This is a genomic window from Collinsella sp. BIOML-A6 (assembly GCF_009875845.1).
Classification (GTDB): Bacteria; Actinomycetota; Coriobacteriia; order Coriobacteriales; family Coriobacteriaceae; genus Collinsella; species Collinsella aerofaciens_H.
In genome coordinates this window covers 70,223-87,058 of sequence record NZ_WWSL01000007.1, presented here as the reverse complement: position 1 = coordinate 87,058, position 16,836 = coordinate 70,223, and the positions used below count along the sequence as shown (strand labels likewise).

Annotated in this window: 12 protein-coding genes; 5 read left to right on the top strand and 7 right to left on the bottom strand. The window is 61.0% G+C overall.

Going from position 1 to position 16,836, the window contains the following annotated elements; genetic code table 11:
* Window positions 1-248: 248 nt before the first annotated feature.
* The 6 genes from pknB to GT495_RS10710 form a co-directional block, all read right to left on the bottom strand.
* Window positions 249-2,246 carry a Stk1 family PASTA domain-containing Ser/Thr kinase gene (gene pknB / locus GT495_RS03915; protein ID WP_161161565.1) on the bottom strand — a complete coding sequence of 666 codons (1,998 nt, stop codon included), beginning with the start codon at window positions 2,244-2,246 and terminating at the stop codon, window positions 249-251.
* A 132-nt stretch (window positions 2,247-2,378) separates the two neighbouring features.
* Window positions 2,379-5,249 carry an FtsW/RodA/SpoVE family cell cycle protein gene (locus tag GT495_RS03910; RefSeq protein ID WP_161161564.1) on the bottom strand — a complete coding sequence of 957 codons (2,871 nt, stop codon included), beginning with the start codon at window positions 5,247-5,249 and terminating at the stop codon, window positions 2,379-2,381.
* Window positions 5,250-5,265: 16 nt separating this feature from the next.
* Entirely contained in the window at window positions 5,266-7,170 is a 1,905-nt protein-coding gene (locus GT495_RS03905) for a Stp1/IreP family PP2C-type Ser/Thr phosphatase (RefSeq protein ID WP_161161563.1), read from the bottom strand.
* A complete protein-coding gene (locus GT495_RS03900; protein ID WP_006235180.1) occupies window positions 7,167-7,583 on the bottom strand; it encodes an FHA domain-containing protein in 417 nt (138 codons plus the stop codon). Before GT495_RS03900 ends, GT495_RS03905 begins: the two co-directional genes overlap by 4 nt.
* Window positions 7,584-7,589: 6 nt before the next feature.
* Complete coding sequence (locus GT495_RS03895; RefSeq protein WP_152076488.1) at window positions 7,590-8,600, bottom strand: FhaA domain-containing protein; 1,011 nt, start codon at window positions 8,598-8,600, stop codon at window positions 7,590-7,592.
* Entirely contained in the window at window positions 8,597-10,450 is a 1,854-nt protein-coding gene (locus tag GT495_RS10710; protein WP_204986879.1) for a serine/threonine-protein kinase, read from the bottom strand. Before GT495_RS10710 ends, GT495_RS03895 begins: the two co-directional genes overlap by 4 nt.
* A 154-nt stretch (window positions 10,451-10,604) precedes the next feature.
* Between GT495_RS10710 and GT495_RS03885 the strand changes: the two genes are divergently transcribed.
* From GT495_RS03885 to GT495_RS03865, 5 genes are all read left to right on the top strand, one after another.
* A complete protein-coding gene (locus GT495_RS03885) occupies window positions 10,605-12,743 on the top strand; it encodes a helix-turn-helix transcriptional regulator (RefSeq protein ID WP_161161562.1) in 2,139 nt (712 codons plus the stop codon).
* Window positions 12,744-12,985: 242 nt separating this feature from the next.
* Entirely contained in the window at window positions 12,986-13,777 is a 792-nt protein-coding gene (locus GT495_RS03880) for a hypothetical protein (protein ID WP_161161561.1), read from the top strand.
* Window positions 13,778-13,815: 38 nt separating this feature from the next.
* Window positions 13,816-14,613, top strand: a complete 798-nt coding sequence (locus tag GT495_RS03875; protein WP_161161560.1) for a hypothetical protein — start codon at window positions 13,816-13,818, stop codon at window positions 14,611-14,613.
* Window positions 14,610-15,254: an ATP-binding cassette domain-containing protein gene (locus GT495_RS03870; protein ID WP_161161559.1), complete on the top strand. Its 645-nt coding sequence runs from the start codon at window positions 14,610-14,612 to the stop codon at window positions 15,252-15,254. Before GT495_RS03875 ends, GT495_RS03870 begins: the two co-directional genes overlap by 4 nt.
* A 5-nt stretch (window positions 15,255-15,259) precedes the next feature.
* Entirely contained in the window at window positions 15,260-15,919 is a 660-nt protein-coding gene (locus GT495_RS03865) for a DUF5028 domain-containing protein (RefSeq protein WP_161172977.1), read from the top strand.
* Between the two features lie 136 nt (window positions 15,920-16,055).
* On the opposite strand, the gene GT495_RS03860 is transcribed toward GT495_RS03865, so the two are convergent.
* Window positions 16,056-16,748, bottom strand: coding sequence for a hypothetical protein (locus tag GT495_RS03860; protein WP_161161557.1), 693 nt, complete (start codon window positions 16,746-16,748; stop codon window positions 16,056-16,058).
* Window positions 16,749-16,836 lie beyond the last annotated feature (88 nt).

Here is a 16,836-nt window from a genome sequence, read left to right as displayed (position 1 = left end):
CTAATGGCTTGGCGTCAGCATGCCGCGATTCTGTCGCACGGAGAGCATTTCCCAGTTGACAAAACTATAGGAACACCCCCCTCGATCCGGCGGCGATAGCTGACGAATAAGCGCCGGCAATGCGCTGGCGCTAAGGCAGGCCTCCGACGTCTACCTATATGCAAAGCGCCCGCTTGCCGGGGGAGCAAGCGGGCGCCTGTGAGCGAATATGTTTGCGGTGAGAGCTGGAATGAGCGGTGGGGTGGCGACTAGTTGGTCGTACCGGAATCGTTACCCGTGCCCGTGCCCGAGCCCGAACCCGAACCCGAACCTGAGCCCGAGCCCGAGCCCGAACCCGAGCTAGAAAGTGCGACCGTCAGCGTAATCGTGCTGTCGGTGGATTGCTTACCGGTGGGGGAGACGCCCGTAACGGTGGCATTCTCGTTGCCGCTCACAGGGTTGCCATTCTGGTCACAGAAGCTGATGTTGTAGAAACCGGCGTTGTTGAGCGCGGTGACGGCGGCGGAGATACTCTTGCCGTACAGGTTGCCCGGGACGCTGGCCTTGCCGGACTTCTTGGCGATGACGACGGTGATCGTGGCACCGGGCTTCTGCTTGCCGCTGGGGTTCCAGCTAATTACGGTACCCTCGGTAACCGAGTCGTTTTCCTGGTAGCTCACGTCGACGCCAAAGCCAGCCATGTCGAGAGCGTTGCGTGCCTGGGCCTCGGTCATGTCGGTCAGATCGGGCACCGAGGTGGTGTCCGGGCCGCTGGAGACCTTGTACGAGATGGTCGTGCCCTTCTCGACCTCCTTGCCGGCAGCAGTGCTCTGTTCAAAGACCTGGCCCTCTTCGGCCTCGTTGGCTTCTTCCGAAGCGCTGCCCTTCAGGCCCACGCTTGCCAGTGCGGCCTCGGCCTGGTCCTTGGTCAGGCCGATGAGCTGCGGAACCTCAACCTTCTCGGAGGGCTTAGGGCCCTTGGAGATTACCAGGTTCACCCTCGTGCCCTTGGCCTTTTTGGTGTTGCCGTTGGGGGTCTGCTCGGCGACCTTTCCCTCGTCGACATCGTCGTTGTAGCTCTGGTCGACGGAGCCAACCTCAAGGCCGGCTTTCTTGATCAGCTCAATAGCGGTTTCCTGGTCCTTGCCCAGCACGTCGGGCACCGTGACCTGTTCGCCACTGAACATGCCCGTGGCAAAGGCCACTACGATGCCAATCACGGCGACGGCGGCAATCACGGCGGCGATGATCTTGTTCTTGTTGGACTTAGGCTTCTCAGCCTCGTAGGAGCCTGTGGAGCCCGAGACAGCGCTGCGGGCGGTATTCTGACCGCTCACGCCCGAGACGGGACGAACCATAGCGCGCGTTGAGTCGGAAAGCTCGCGGGTCTTGGTGGCGCCCAGGTCGCCGGCGGCACCGATGACGCGCGTGGGCTCCGAGACGTTGACAGCACGGCCGGACAGGTAGCTGTTGAGCACCTGACGCAGCTCGTCGGCCGTCTGGAAGCGGTTTGCCGGGTCCTTCTCCATGCACTTGAGGATGATGCGTTCCAGGTCGGCATCGACACCGGAGTTGATCTGGCTCGGCGGGATGGGGAGTTCGTTGACCTGCTTGAGCGCGACTGAGATGGCGTCATCGCCGTCAAAGGGTACGCGGCCGGTGGCGCACTCGTACATGACGACACCCAGCGAGTAGATATCCGAGGTGGGGCCGAGGTCCTGGCCGCGGGTCTGCTCGGGGCTTACATAGTGGGCGGTGCCCAGCACGTTGTTGTCCTGCGTGAGATGACTGTTCTTGGCGCGTGCGATGCCAAAATCCATTACCTTGATGTTGCCGTCGGGCAGCACCATGATGTTTTGCGGCTTAATGTCGCGGTGGATGATTTCGTGCTTGTGTGCGACCGAAAGCGCGGAGCTGATCTGCGAGCCGATCTGCGCGACCTTCTTGGGATCGAGGGCGCCGTGGCTCTTGATGCCGCTCTTAAGGTCGGTACCGCGCAGGTACTCCATGACGATGTAATAGGTGTCGCCGTCCTTGCCCCAGTCGTAGACGCCCACGATATAGGGGGAAGACAGGCCGGCAGCTGCCTGGGCTTCCTGCTTAAAGCGGGCGGCGAAGGTGGCGTCGCCGGCATACTGCGGAAGCATGATCTTGACGGCAACCGTGCGGTCGAGGACCTGATCCTGTGCGCGGTAGACGGTCGCCATGCCGCCCGTTCCCACCTTATCCTTGAGGAGGTATCTTCCCCCGAGGACCCTCTGTTCCATTCCTGCTCCTAACATAACTATTCGCTCAACGATGTGTGTAGTACCAAATGTGTGGCCGCTGGGGCCGCGTGGCGCGTAGCCGCTAGCTCATCGGCCGTGGCGCATCCCAAGTATCCGCTTTGATCACGGGCATCACGCTCCCTGTGCGGCGAGCGCCGCGGTCAGGACGATACCGGCAATCTTAGCCGCCTTGACGTCGTGTTTGTCGTAATCCTCCAGGGCCACCGAGATGGCAACCGTGGGTGAATCGTAAGGTGCAAAGCCAACAAACGTAGAGTTGACGTTGGCGCCGCCGGTCTCGGGCGAACCGGTCTTGCCGGCAACCTTGACGCCCGGAATCTGGGCATCGGTGCCGGTACCGGACTGGACGACGGCGAGCATGGCCTGCTTGACCTGGTCGGCCGTGGCAGAGCTGACAGCCTGGCCCAGAGAGCGGGACTGCGTGGTCTTAACCACGGTTCCGTCCGGGGCGAGTATCTGGGACACAAAGAACGGGTCCATGACCACGCCGCTGTTGGCGATAGCGGCGGCGATCACGCAACTCTGCATAACGGTGGACTGCGGGCCAGGCGTGTGGTCCATGCCGACGGGCTGGCCGGCGCCTGCCCAAGCGGTCTCCCACTCGGTCATAAGCGACGGGTCGGCCATGATGGAGGCGGCGGAGGTCAGATCTTGGCCGAGCTTTTGGCCGTAGCCAAAGGCGTTGGCAAACTGGACGAGCGAGCTGGCGCCAATCTCGTTGGCCACCTGGCCAAAGACGACGTTGGACGACACGGCGAAGGCCTGCTGCAGGCTGATGGTGCCGTAGCTTTCGTTGGCATAGTTGGTGACCGGCGCGTTGCCGATGTCCATGGAGCCGGGCGCCTGGTACGTGCTGGTAAAGCTGGCGGTGCCGGTTTCGAGTGCCGCGGAGAGCGTGACGACCTTAAAGGTCGAGCCCGGGGTGTACAGCGCGTCCATGGCACGGTTGTACATGGAGCCGTCCTCGCCGCCGCCCGACTGGAGCAGCGCATCGATATTGGTGTTGTCGTAGGTGGGCGAGCTCGCGCACGCAAGGACCGCACCGGTGCGCGGATCCATGACCACCACAGCGCCCTTAAAGCCCTTGAGCGCCTGCTCGGCAGCCGTCTGGATGCGCGAGTCGATGGTGAGCTTGGCGGTATTGCCCGGCTGGGTCTGCCCCGCGAGCGACGCGATGGCGTTGTTCCAGCTGGAGTAATCCTTGGAGCCGGTGAGCGTGTCGTTCATGACGCTCTCGATGCCAGCGGCGCCATACTGCTGGCTCACGTAGCCCACCACGTGCGCGGCCATATTGCCGTTGGGGTAGGAGCGGGCGTAGGTGCCGTCCTGCTGCTGCAGCGACTCGGCCAGCGTCACGCCGTCGGACGTGATGATGGAGCCACGCTGGATGTACTTGGAGCGGGCGATGGTGTGGTTGTTGGTCGGCATGTCCTGGTAGTCCTTCGCCTTGATGACCTGGACATAGGTGAGGTTGCCGATAAGGATGGCGAACAGCGCCGTGAAGGCAAGCACGGCACGAGTCAGACGGTTGGCAAGTGCCACGCGGCCGAGCACGCCGGACTCGGGCGTGTCGAGCAGGCGACGACGCATGCGAGAACCCGCGGAGCGGTTACCGTGGCTGTAGGAAGGTTCGTTGGCAAAACGCGTACCGGTCGGGGCAGCGGCGGATGCGACCTGGTCATCGGTGATGGCGGCCATGGTGCCGGTGCCGGTGAGCTCGGCTTCGCGTCCGGTCGCCTCGTCGCCGGCGCGCAGCAGCAGCGCGACGATAATAAAGCTCGCCAGCAGCGAGGAGCCGCCCTGGCTCATAAAGGGCAGGGTGACGCCGGTCAGCGGGATCAGACGGGTTACGCCGCCAACGATTAAGAATGCCTGGAAGCTGATGGCCGCCGTAAGGCCGGTCGCGCTAAAGGCGGCAAGGTCGGACTTGGCGCGGGCGGCCGTGGTGAGGCCGCGCACGGCAAAAAGCATAAACAGGATGAGCACGGCGCCGCCGCCCAAAAGGCCCATTTCCTCGCCGATGGCCGAGAAGATAAAGTCGGACTCGACGACGGGGATGTTGTTTGCCATGCCGTTGCCAATGCCGACGCCGGCCAGGCCGCCGTCGGCCAGCGAGTAAAGTGACTGTACGATCTGGTAGCCCTGGCCCTGGGCGTCCTTAAACGGATCGGCCCAGACCTGGAAACGCACCTGCACGTGCGACAGGAACTTGTAGGCGCCCACGGCTCCAACGGCTAGCAGTGCAAGGCCGATGATGACGTACGAAAGGCGTCCCGTGGCAACATAGAGCATCAGCAAAAAGATGGTGTAGAACAGGACGGCCGAGCCCAGGTCGCGTTCGAAGACGACGATGAGCAGGCACACGCCCCACACGGCAAACAGCGGCAACAACAGGCGGAAGCGCGGAATCTTGAGGCCCAGGATCTTGCGGTTGGAGATGGAGAGCAGCTCGCGGTTTTCGGCCAGATAGCCTGCCAGGAACAGGACGATGAAGACTTTGGCGAACTCGCCGGGCTGGATGGTGAAGCCCGCGATGCGAATCCACAGCTTGGAGCCCGAGATCGTGGTGCCGATAAAGATCGGCAGCATCAGCAGGATGATGCCGATAATGCCAAAGGTGTACTTGTAGCGCATGACCACGTCGAGGTTCTTGACCAGTGCGAGCGTTCCCACCATGAGCGCCACCGAGACAAACAGGATGATGAGCTGCGAGATGGCGAGATCGGGGGCCAGGCGCGTCACGAATGTGATGCCGATGCCCGAGAGCACAAAGACGATGGGCAGGATGGCGGGGTCGGCGCCGGGCGCCAGGATGCGCACGGCGATATGCGCCGCGGCGAAGGCGGCGAACAGGCCGATCGGCACGGCGAGCGTCTCAAAGGAAATCGTGGCACCCGCGGTGAGCACGTACATCGCATAGAGCAGGATGACGGGGAACGCCGAGGCGATGAGCAAGAGCAGTTCGGTGTTGCGGCGACTCATAAGCGGCACTCCCTTTCTAATTCTTATCGGAGGCTTCGGCCTCGGCTGACTGTTCGGCGGTTTTCTCGGAATCTGACTCGGAGGTGGATTTCTGATCGGTGTTGTCGCGAATCGTTTGCGCGTCAATCACCTGACGGGTCTGCTCCTCGTCAATCTGATGGCGGTACTTGGAAATGGTGTCCTGCGCATCGTCGACACTCGTTTGCGGAATGCCTGCCTTCAGGCGGTTTTGCGTGTCTTCGGGCAGGTCGGACAGCTTGATGCTGGTTTCGCTCTCGAGCCAGTGGAGCTCGACCCCGAGCGTCTTGCCGGGCAGGCCGCGCCAGACGGCGACGTTGCCGTGGTAGGTTCCCAAGTAATAGGAGCCGGTGACGCCCGTGTATGCCCAGATGCCTGCTACCAGCACAAAGACAAGGGCCAAGACGGCGGCGATGGTGACATTGCGGCGTCGGAGGCGTTTTGCCTCGCGCACGACGCCGTCGTCGACCAGGTCGACCACCACCACGGTCACATTGTCGTGGCCGCCGGCGGCGAGCGCCGCGTCCACCAAGTTGTCGACACAGATCTGTGCGGTCGAGGACTGCGTGGCGATGTTCTCGATATCGCTATCGGGAATCATGCTCGAAAGACCATCGGAGCACAGAATCAGGCGGTCGCCTTCCTCGATGTGCAGGGTAAAGTGGTCGGCATACATGGCGGGATCCGAGCCCAGCGCGCGGGTGATGACCGAGCGGTTGGGGTGGACACGGGCCTCGTCGGCCGTAATCTCGCCGGCATCCACGAGCTCCTCCACGTAGGAGTGGTCGCGGGTCACGCGGATGAGCGTACCCTCGTGGAGCAGGTAGGCGCGCGAGTCGCCCACGTGGGCGATGGCGAGCGTGTCGTTTTCGATGTAGGCGCAGGTGGCCGTGCATCCCATGCCGGGTTTGCCCAGACCGTTGAGGGCGGCCTCGATTACGGCGGCGTTGGCGGCCTCGACGGCTGCGGCCAGGCGCGCGGCGTCGGCGGACTGCGGCGCCGTCTTGGCGATGGTCTCGACGGCGATGGAGGATGCCACCTCGCCGGCGGCGTGTCCTCCCATGCCGTCGCACACGCAAAAGAGCGGCGACTGCACCAGATAGGAGTCCTCATTGTGCGGGCGTACACATCCGACGTCGGAGCGGGCGCCCCACATAAGCTGCGTGGTGGTGCCGGCGTCGTAGGTCGAGTCGGTCTCGATGCGCTCGTCGGTCAGCGGCTCAAAGCTCATGGTCGAGCCGGGATCTTTGAGCTTTGCCTCCACGGCGGCGACATCGATCTCGGCGGTGTCGCCGGGGGAGACGGTGTCGGCATCGTTGCCCGACTCGGCGTCGGAGACGTCCGGAAGGCCGATATCTTCGGTTACGCGGTCGGCGGGATCGCCGTCCTGCTGCGGCTCGGCAGCCGTCGGCTCGGGGGTCGCAAAGTGCGACGGCGCGGGCGTGCTCTGGGGTTGAGCGGAGGGCTCGGGAGCTGTGGCGGGCGCGGCAACGGGCTGCTCGACTTCGGCAGGCGTTGCGGGTGCGGGTGCCGCCTCGCTTGCCGGGGCGACGGGGAATACCGGCGCGGCAGGCTCGGGGGCTGCAAACACGGCAGCGCTCTCGTTCATCGCCTCGGCGACGGGCTCGGCAAAGTGAGCCGGTGCGGGCGTTGCCTCCGGTTCCGCGGGCTGCTCGGCGGTGTGCGCGCCGATGGGGGCGTCGAGCAGCCCGGTGTCGGCGTCCTCGTCATCGTCATCGACGAGTGCCGGATATTCTTGAGTTACATGCGAAAGAGGCAGGGAGAACACGGTGTCCTCGGGCTCTACGGTCGCAGGGCGCGCCGGAGCGGCATGAGCCGGCGCAGCTGCGGGGGCAGTCGGCGTCTCGGGCATGGTTGCGGACTTGTTCTCCTCGTCGATCATCGACGGTTCACCTTCATGACCACGTCGCCAATCTGGACCTCGTCACCCTCGCGCAGCGTTGCGGGCTCCACCAGCTGACGGCCGTTAACGAGCGTGCCGTTCAACGAGTTGAGGTCCTCGATGATGAGTGCCGGGCCCTGCAGCGAAAAGCGTGCGTGCGAGGCCGAGACAAACGGTTCGTTGATGCAGATGTCCGAGGACGGCGAGCGGCCCACGATGACGGGGCCGAGCATGTCTACATGGATGCCACGGATGCCGCGCGGACCCTTGTCCACATCGATCGTCCAGATAGCGGAGTCGCGGCGCTGGCCGCGTACGAGTCCCACGCCGGTTTTCATGACGGCGAACAGGAAGATGTAGAGCAGGGCGACTAGGACGATGCGGCCTGCAAAAAGGACGATATCGATGTTCATAAGCGACTATCCCCTAAATTCAAAGGTGCTTAGGCCAAACGTCAGCAGGTCGCCGTTGCGCAGCGGGCAGCGCGTGATGCGGCGGTTGTTGACGAGCGTGCCGTTGGTGGAGTTGAGGTCCTCGATCGACCAGTCCGAGCCGGTAAAAGTGAGCTGGGCGTGACGGCGCGAAACGTTGGGGTCGCGCAGGGCGATGTCCGAAACCGAACGCTCGCGACCGATGGTCACCTGCGCGGAAGTGATGCTGTGGCTCTCGCCGCTCACGACGTCGACGAGCTGGGCAAGCGGGCGCTGCGGGGCGCGAGAGCTTGCCATGTTGGAGGCGATGCTGGCGGCGGCGCCCAGGCCCACGGCGGCGCCGGTCGCGGCGGCTCCGCCCATGCCGGCAAGCGCGTCGCGCGAGACGGTTTGTGGCACGGGAATGGGTGCGGCGGCGGGGTCGGGGACGTTGGGCGCAAAGGGATCGGCCGCGGCGAGCGGGTCGGGAGCGGCGGCACGGGGCGCCGGCTGCTGGGGCATGGCGGCGGGGTGCTGTTGTTGCGGAGCGGCGAATTGCTGCTTGCCGGCGCGGGGGGCGCTGACGGCACGGCTTGCGGCCGAGTTGTTCTGGCCCAGGCCATTCTGGTAGGCGCGCTCTTCCTCGTACAGGCGACCGAGCGTGGGGGCGTCGACGTTCTCGGCAAAGACCGAGAACTTACCGGCACGCAGCTGCGGGTCGATCATAAAGCGAACGAGGGGTTCGCCGACAAACACATAGCGGCGCTTTTCGGCCTGTGCCTTCACAAACTCGCGGACTTCGCGCGAAAGCTCGGGGTAGAACGGGGCGAGCATGGGATCGTCATCGACGGCGATCAGGATGGTATAGAGTGCCGGCGCGGTGTTGACGCCGTTGATCACCAGAGTCTGATCCTCCATGTCGCGAGCGGCCTGCTTGGCAAGCTTCTTAAAGGAGAACGGGGCACGGGTGGCACCGAAGATGCCGGCCACGTGGTCCTCGAAGATGTTCAGGAAGTTCACGAAAGATCACTCTCCGTATAGGTTCTTTGGTATCCGAGCAAATATAGGCATATCCCAACGATTATAGAGGATAGGGTTCCCGCAACCGCCGCCTTGACGACGACCGCGGCCGCAAGGCTGGCAATTTCCATATGGTGTGCAAGACAGAGCGACGCCGCGGAGCCTATTCCGCAGCCGGCGATGGCAGCGATTGCAGTTAGGTTCGAGCCCTGCTCGGCATGCTTGGCATGGGCGTTGAGCAGCAGAGATGTCAGTGCAGCTGTCGCCGCGACGAGCACGATGGCAGCCCAGGAGAGCATGTCTCCCAGCGCCGCGGCAACATTGCCGAGCCCCAGCACGCCTCCGGCGGAAAGCGCAACCGTAGCCAGGCGGCCAAAAAGCGCGCCCATCCCCGTGGCGGCCGCGGCGCTTGCCGGGCCGAGCCAAAAGGCCGCGATGCCGGCGGCGACCCCGGCGGCAAGGAGGGCGTCGCCCGTTAGACAGCCAAGTGCCACCGCGCAGGTGAGCGCGGCGCTCGCGGCGGCCTCGGTGCGGCCCCAGGCGATCCACCAACCGGACATGGTGGCGGCAAAGAGCACCGCGACGGGCAGCATCGACAGGATGCCCTGCGCCTGCATGGTGGCGTTGGCCATAAGTACCAAAAAGCCCACGGCCGAGATGGCCGAGCCAATCTGCGGGGCCAGGCCGGCGGCCGCTCCAATCGAGATGGCCGCGGCAATAAGTCCGGGAAGCGCCGCGACGCCAGCCGTCTGCATGATCAAAAAGCTAAAGGCACCACACGTTAGCGCCGAGATGGCGCGCATGGTGTAGTCGCGCGCATGGCTCCAGCGCGTGCCCGCCCAGCCGAGTGCGGGGTCGACCTCGATGGCGTCGTCCTCGTAGTACGACGGCTCGATATCGTCGAGCTCCTGCTCGTCATCCGAAAGCTCGCCAACCATTTGCTCCAGGCTGCGACGGCCCTCGCGCACGCTGCCCAGACCGGCAAGGAGCTGGTCGCAAAATGCCTCGATGCTGTTGGGGCGGTCCTGCGGCATGGGGGAGAGCGCGCTCATGAGCGCGCTCTCGGCTCCCGGGGGAAAGTGCGGGATGAGCTCGCTGGGGTAGGTGGCACCGCCGATGATGCGGCCGAGCGAGTTGGCGGGCGTGGCGGCCATAAAGGGAGCGCTGCCGCATAGGCCTTCGTAGATCACACAGGCAAGGGCGAAGACGTCGGCGCGCTCGTCGACCGTGCCAGTCTCGATGTCGAGCTGCTCGGGTGGCATGTAGCCGATGGTGCCGCCGCGCGAGCCGCCAAAGCCGCCGGCAGACGACAGACGTGCCATGCCAAAGTCGGTGAGCTTAACGTTGCCCGAGTGGTCGATGAGCACGTTGGCAGGCTTGATGTCCAGGTGGAGCACGCCATTGCTATGGGCGAAGGTGAGCGCCTGGCCCAGCGCGTCGGCAATGGCCGCGGCCTCGTCAAGGGTGAGTGAGTGGCCGTCCACGCGATGCAAAAACTCGGCGAGCGACATGCCATCGACATATTCCATGACCAGGTAGGCATAGGCGGTATCGTGCGTAAAGTCGATAACCTGCACGATATTGGGATGTTGAAGCATGGCGGCGGTGTGTGCCTCGCGCAGGACATCCATGATGTCGCTGGCGGGCATGCCGGCGCCGTTGATCAGGGGGATGCGCTTAATGGCCACGCGACGGCGCAGGTGCGTGTCGCGGCAAATCTCGATGGAGCCAAAACCGCCGGTCGCCAGTGTCTCGAGCGGTTGGTACCGCTTGAGCAGCTCGCGAGAGCTGGTGCCCTCCAAGGGAACGTCCGGCGAGAACCGGGCGGTATGTTGCGAGAAAAGCGGCATGGCCAACCCTCGTGCGTTTAAAGTTCGTTTGCGAGCGGCGGGCGCGGGGCCGAGCCATTCGCGGCGGCATAGATGCTGCTAGTGTAGCACGCTCGGGCAGATGACGAGGAAAACGAGCGGTCCGGGCGATATAATGACGCGCTATGGAGGCCATATGCTCTTTTCCCGCCGTTCTGCTACATCTGCCTGTGCCATTGCGCTTATCGTAATGGCGGTCACCCCTTATCACCGGTTTTCATCTTCAATCGGCCTGGCATCAGGTGCAATGACCTGGCTCGTTATCCTGGGCGCATGCCTTGCGGCGTTTGTTCATGGTGCTGCGCTCCGCAAGGGGGGAGAAATAAGACGGCCGAAGCATCTCGGTGCCATCGGTGTTTTCCTTGGTGTTATTGCAACGGTTCCCGAATGGGCCGACCTGGCCTTCTATGCTCGCGGAGATTCTATTCCATTCGTGTTTGCACCGATCTGGCTGTTGCATGGCGTTTCGTGTGCCTCGTGCTTTGCTGGGTCGCTGCTCCTCTCATATGTAATTTGGAATACGGCGGGCTCTCCTTTGACGCAGGGGGCGACAGGAACTGACGAAAGAGAAACTCGTCACCCGCAGGACGCGATTTTTACAGAAACAATAGCCGTCCTGTCTTGCCTGCTGTTTTGCTGTCGAGTTTCATGGAGAATTGTTCCTGGGCCATGGGGGATGCCCTCTGTTTCGGCCGCGTCAATTGGTCTTGTGCTTTTAATTCCTCTGGTCTATCTCGGGTTGGCTGTGGCCCTGCTGCTTTGCTGTCCTCGCGCCTTTGGTCGGGGACAGAGCGACGTGTTTGCCCGTTCTGTGCTCGTGGCAGTCCCTATTGGTCTTGTTCCGGCTGTCGAGGTGGCATACTTCGCAAACGATGCCGCGGTCATTGCATCACTGTCGATGGGGTCCGCTATTGCTGTTGCCTTCGTGTGCACGTTGCTAAGGGGGAAATGGGACAACAATCCGGATATTGCCTGCGCGTCCGACCCATTCGATGCGGGGGTGTTTTCCCCTGCCCTGTCGCCTCGAGAGGAGCAGTTTGTTCGACTGCTGCTCAAAGGGAAAACGCCGGCGGAAATTGCCAAGGAGACGGATACGAAGCCATCGACGGTGCGAACAACGCTTCACCGAGCATACGGGAAGGCATCGGTTGCGGGCTCACGCGAGCTCGTGGCGTTGTTTGCGGGTGAGGGTGATACTGTAGGGCAAGAGCCGCCGCAGCGACATGCTGACGATATGTTGTCATCAGCTCGAGCGCGCCGGCTGTTTCGATACCTGCTCACATTATTTTTCATCCTCCTGGCGGCAGGCCCCTTGGTAATGGCGGATAGCGATTGGGGGTCCGGTGTTTCGTGGGCTGTCGCCTTTTCTCTCTCAAGCTATGCATTGGGTCTCGGACTGTTTCTGTCGCTACGCTACACGGGTGGAAAACCGAATCGTAAAGCTGCGCTGGATAGGGCAGGCGAAGCGATCGGGCTCGGAAGCCCGTGCGTGTGGGCGATACTGTCTGCTGTGGAATGGTCTTTTGTCTATATCGCGGCATGGAGGTGCATACGTGATCCGTTGATGGCTGCACCGGTCCTGGTTTGCGGCATAGCGTCTATGGCTTCGCTCGCTGTTAAGCTGCGACCGTTTAAGGTTCATGCCCATACTCGGGCTATCGTGCCGTTGGTCTCAATGGGCATGGTTGCCTTAATCTATGCGGTCGCTAGGGGGCGAATCCACGGGTTTGCGGTGCTGACGGGGATGCTGCTCACGTATATAGTGCTGCGCGGCTGTCCGCAGCGCAAAATGCTCGGGGTATGGATGCTTTGCTTTGGGGCGACGGCTCCTGCTTGGGTTGTCTTGCTCAACATGGCGCAGGATCTGACGGTTTTCAAGCCGTTGTTCCTCGTGTCGTTGTTGGGGCAAAGTTCGGCTGTCAATGTCGTCGTGGCAACGGTGATCGTCTGCTGGTCTGTGCCCATATTCGTCACGCACATCGCGCTCGCCCGCTCGGTTGAGGACGAGAAAGCCGTCTTGGAGTACCGCGCGAACGGGTCCACCGAAACAGCCCGCGTGCGCCAGCTGGCCCTGCTTATGTCTCGCTCCCTTTCTGATGTTCAGTCGCAAATCTTGCTGATGACGGCAGAGGGCGCAACGACAAAGGCTATTGCGGAGGATGTCGGTTACGCTGCATCTACGGTGCAAGCACTGCGGTCTGCATCTTACCGCCAGTTGAGGATCAAGAATAAAGCGGAGCTTATTTCATTGTTATCGCAGGTAGATAACGTGTAAACGCCTGAGCAATCAACTCAATAGCGGGTGTTTACAGACATCTTTCTCTATTCATGCAAAAGTTGCCGTGCGTCGACGCATTGTTAACCGCTTTTGATTAGGGCCGGGCACTGTTGCTCGGCCCCATCCCCTCGATGGGAGGATGATGACATTTGAATAGAAATCTAATACGGCACGAGTTATCCAAGATATTTGGAAACCATATATTTGCGTTGGCTCTTATTTTGGCGACTGCCATTTCGATGGCAGCTGCCATCGAGGCGTGGTGGACGCTCGAGACTGAACGCAAGCAGCTGTTATCTTTTGGCTACGGCATTGGCCTGCAGTCTCAGACATACCTCGGCCAAACGCGTGAAAGTAGCTTTGGCAACTGGATTGTTGTGAGCGCGAACGCGCCGTTGTTAGCGTCGGTGTTTTTCTATGCGCTGCCGTTGCTTGCCATGTTGGCCGGGTCGTGGTCATGCCTGTCCGAGCGTTTGAGCGGTTACGAGGCACAGATCTGCACGCGTGTTTCTAGAAATGCATACGTGAACGTGAAGATGCTGTCTGCTTTCCTCTCTGCGTTTGCGGTCACGGCTATTCCGCTACTCGTGAACTTCCTGATTGTCTCCATGCTGTTTCCCGCGTATCTCCCCCGAGTCGACGAATCGATTTATGTTGGGCTCTATCTGCATAGCTATTTTTCTGGTCTGTTTTATTCCCGGCCTCTGTTATACGTGCTGGTTTATACACTGTTCGATGCGGTGACGCTGGGGGCTCTATCCATGGCCGTGACTGGTCTGTCGGTTGTGTTTCGCAGCAGAATCAAGGCGATGGTCGTTCCATATCTGATTATGGTTGCATGGCACTTTGTTAACGATTGGATTTTTAGCGTCCTTTCATGCGTCGGCTTTAACTGCAACATTCTTAACAGCATCAGGTCGGAATCACTAAATAACTGGCCCGACATCCGAGCGGGGGTTGCAGAAATCATTTTGCTGTTCGTCTTTTCTTTGATTTCCGCGAGATTCTTAAAAAGACGCGAGGTGGTCTGATGCTGTTTAGGCTGGTCGCCGCGGACCTGAGGACCGTTTTGAAGAAGAACATCCTTACTTTTATTGCGATTGCGGCAGTGACCGTTGCGAACTTGGTGTACGCCTACGGCTTGTCTTCTGTGTATGGGGTTCGGACGAATGCCTTGGGGTTTGCTGATAATCTCGCGCTCGTGTTTGCCGGATCTGCTCCGTTTGAGCCTAGGCCCGGGGTCATGTTTGTGCCTCCGCTAGGATGGCTTTTTCTCATTCTGCTTATTCTCTATACAACACTCGATTATCCGACCGAATCGTTACACGGGTTTGGTTTGCAAGCGCTTGTTCGATGTCGGGCAAGAACCCTTTGGTGGGTCTCGCGTTTTATCTTGGTGGCGGCGGTAACGGCATTTTCGCTGCTCGTGATGGTTTGCTCTGTTGTGATTTGGAGCTTGATGGTGGGTGCCTCGTTCAGCGCGGTCGTCCATGGTGAGTCGCTTCAGCTGGCTAATTTGGCGCCGTGGTTTCTCAAAGCTGGCGAGGCAGATGCGCTGCCGTTTTTCGTAGGACTTTTTCTTGCTTTTGAGGCTCTTGCGTTTGCGCAGGCAGCGGTTGGGTTTGTGCTTGGGTCGTCAGTCTCGTTTGTGGTTTTAATGAGCTACCTGATCTGCTCGGCATTTGCGCGGCATTGGGTGCTGCTGGGAAATGCCCTGATGCTGTTGCGCTGGGGCGGAATTGTCAAAGAGGGAATCGCGACGGGCTCGAGCGTCTTGTTTTCAATTGTGATTATGTCGTTATGCCTATCGTTGGGTGGACTGTGGTTTCGAAGGGCCGACCTTATAGAAAAGGGGGACAAGATATGAGCGTGATCGTTAGGGACGTATCGAAGCGCATGGGCAAAAACGATGTTCTGCGCAACGTGTCCATCGAGGTTGACCCTGGGACTGTGGTCGGGCTTCAGGGGATAAACGGTTCGGGTAAGACCATGCTTATGCGAGCGGTCTGCGGATTGATCAAGCCTACCGAAGGCGAAATCTCTATCGATGGCCAAAGGCTTGGGGCGGACATCTCGTTCCCGCCGAGTCTGGGGATGTTGATCGAGGCGCCTTCCTTTTTGGGATATCTGTCTGGCTACGACAATCTGGAGCTCATCGCCCAGATCAAGGGCGTTGCCACTCCCGAGGACATTCGCTCTGCCCTGCGGCTCGTGGGGCTCGATGCAGACGAAAAAAAGAAGTTCCGAGCATATTCGCTTGGGATGAAGCAACGTCTGGGGATAGCTGCGGCAATTATGGAAAAGCCGAAGCTACTTGTTCTCGATGAGCCAACAAATGCCCTCGACGAAGCGGGCGTTGAAATGCTCAAGCGCGTTGTGGCGATGGCGGCCTCAACGGGCCGTGAGGTTCTTTTGTCCAGCCATGACGGAGAGGTGCTCGAGGGGCTGGCCAATCGGGTTTACTGCATGCGCGACGGTGCCGTTGTGAACGTTCGGGAAAGGTCGTGAGCACGATGAAGAAGGCCCTGTGGACGAGAAGGTCGATGCTCGCGCTTTTCGGCTGTGCTGCTACCGGCCTTGCGGGCATGAGGATGAGCGTCGTTAACGGAAATCGGGCAGTCATTCCTGAGAAATACTATGCAGAGGGCGAATGGCTCTCGATGGATGGGGCGTTTCTGGGGTCGAAGGATGTGGCGACTGATGGGTATTCGTTTTGTATAGACGGGGCGGAGCTGCTCACGCCGCGCGAGTATCTCAAGCGTGCGCATGATGATTATTCAAAATATGGCATCGTGGATACGAAAACAAAATTGAAGGACGCCGACACCACATGTGTTATCGCCGTAAAGATGCGTGTCAGGAATAAGGACAATGTCGAAGGCGGAATCAAAACGTATGTTTGGCATTTGGTACCGGAGCACGCGCCAAACTATGACTTTATGGTCAATACCGATCTGATAGCGCAGGCAATGCCGGCTCTGGGCGGTTCTGCTGCGTTTGCTGTACAGGTTGGGGCGGAGAACGAGTTGCTCGTCCCATTCATGATGCGAAACACCAACGATTACTTTGAAGATTACGAGACCGTCCGTTTTGAGAAGGCTTTTCCCGGGACTTATACGATGAAGATGACCGATCTGCCGGAGAGAAGGCTCTTAAGGTTTGAAGTGAAATAGCTCGAGAGTTAGGCAAAATGGGCCCATCGGCGGTACTCGCGCTCGATCCCAGGTGCCCCGGCCCGGAATGACGCGGAGCGAGGTGCCTTCGGCGTCGGCCGGTTTATCGCTTCTTCTTGTTCTTCTTCTGCTTGCGCTACTTGCCCTTGTTGTCCTGGGGCTTGTTGTCCTTGTCGCCCTGCTCGGCCTCGGCGGCAGCCTTCTCGGCCTTCATTTTCTTCTTCTTGGTCTCGATGCGGAGCTTTTTGTTGATGCGCGCCTTAAGGAAGGAGCCAAACTGCTCGGCATCGCCACGGACGAAGGTGTCCTTGGGGATCGTCACGCCCTGGTCGGCGAACATGGCCACAAAGATGCGCTCGCCGTCGAGCACGTGGTCGAGCTTCTCAAACGGGAAGAACTGCGACTTGCCGCTCTTGCCCCAGACCATCAGGCCGTCCTCGTTGGCAGCGACGCGGCGATAGCGGCCACCCATGGACTCGTCGGCCTCGACGGCTTCGATAAAGTCGCGCGCGAGCGTATGGTGCAGATTTTTGCTCCACCAGGCCAAAAAGGCGCCGAACACGATCAGCACGACGCCAAACTTGATCCAGTTGCCGCCGGCCGCCAGCATGCCAATACCCAGCAGCGCGGCAATGGCGGCGGCGACGTACAGGGAGCCACGGCGCCTGGGCGAGGCGACCAGGCGGGCGAAGTCGGTGACCAGATCGTTTTCGTACTGATACTCGTTGAGGTACAGGATGCCGTCATCGACCGCTGCCTGCGTCTCGAGCGCGACCTCGACCTGGTCGGCTGCTTCGGAGGGAACGAGGCTGCTCTCTGCGTCTGCCATGCTCTTTGGACTCCTATCGCGGCGGACTCGCCGTACGGGTTATTATGGAATGCAGTATGCCGTGCGACCGCATGGCCGCCGCGGCGAC